Genomic DNA, 1,151 nt, shown 5'->3' on the forward strand with positions numbered 1-1,151 from the left:
GCCAGGCGCTGATCAAGCAGCCCGACCTCAGCTCAGAAGAGCTGATCGAATATATCCCGGCCCCCGATTTCCCGACGGGTGGGCTGATCCTTGGCCGCACTGGCGCGCGCAAGGCCTACCTCGAGGGGCGCGGCTCGGTCATCATCCGGGCGAAAACCCATGTCGAAGAGATCCGCAAGGATCGCTTCGCCATCGTCATCGACGAGATCCCCTACCAGGTCAACAAGGCCAGCATGATCGAACGCATCGCCGATCTGGTGCGCGAGAAAAAGCTCGAGGGCATTTCCGGCGTGGCCGACGAGAGCGACCGGATCGGCGTGCGCGTGGTGATCGAACTCAAGCGCGACGCCACCGCCGAGGTGGTGTTGAACCAGCTGTTCCGCTTCACCCAGATGCAGACGCATTTCGGCTGCAACATGCTGGCGCTGAACGGCGGGCGGCCTGAACAGCTTACCTTGCGCGGCTTTCTGACCGCATTCCTCGATTTCCGCGAGGAAGTGGTGGCGCGGCGCACCGCATTTGAACTGCGCAAAGCGCGCGACCGGGCGCATGTGTTGTGCGGTCTGGCGGTCGCTGTCTCAAATGTCGACGAGGTGGTGCGCACCATCCGTGCCTCCGCCGATGCGGCCGAGGCACGCGAGAAGCTGATGACGCGCCGCTGGCCTGCAGAAGAGATTTTGCCCTTCATCAAGCTGATCGACGATCCCTCGCATACGGCCAATGCCGATGGCACCTATAATCTGTCGGAAACACAGGCGCGCGCGATCCTCGATCTGCGGCTGCAACGCCTGACCCAACTTGGCGTCAAGGAAGTGACCGACGAGCTGGAAGAGCTGGCCGGCAAGATCAAGGATTACCTCGCCATCCTCGCCTCGCGCGAGCGTATCCTCGAGATCATCGCCACCGAACTGGCCGAAGTGCGCGAAAAATTCGCCGTCCCCCGCCGGACCGAGATCACCGATTGGTCGGGCGATATGGATGACGAAGACCTGATCGAACGCGAGGATATGGTCGTCACCATCACCCAAGGCGGCTATATCAAGCGCACACCCTTGGCCGAATTCCGCGCCCAGAAGCGTGGCGGCAAGGGTCTATCGGGTGGTGCGCTGAAAGAGGACGACGTCGTCACCTCGCTTTTCGTGGCCAATACC

Annotated in this window: 1 protein-coding gene; it reads left to right on the forward strand. The window is 62.1% G+C overall.

Going from position 1 to position 1,151, the window contains the following annotated elements; genetic code table 11:
- Window positions 1–1,151, forward strand: a 1,151-nt coding sequence (locus tag ACTG4J_RS15425) for a DNA gyrase subunit A (RefSeq protein ID WP_439140615.1), incomplete at both ends; no start/stop codon positions are given.

Origin of the sequence: Roseicyclus sp., from assembly GCF_965662675.1 — a bacterium.
Lineage (GTDB): Bacteria > Pseudomonadota > Alphaproteobacteria > Rhodobacterales > Rhodobacteraceae > Roseicyclus.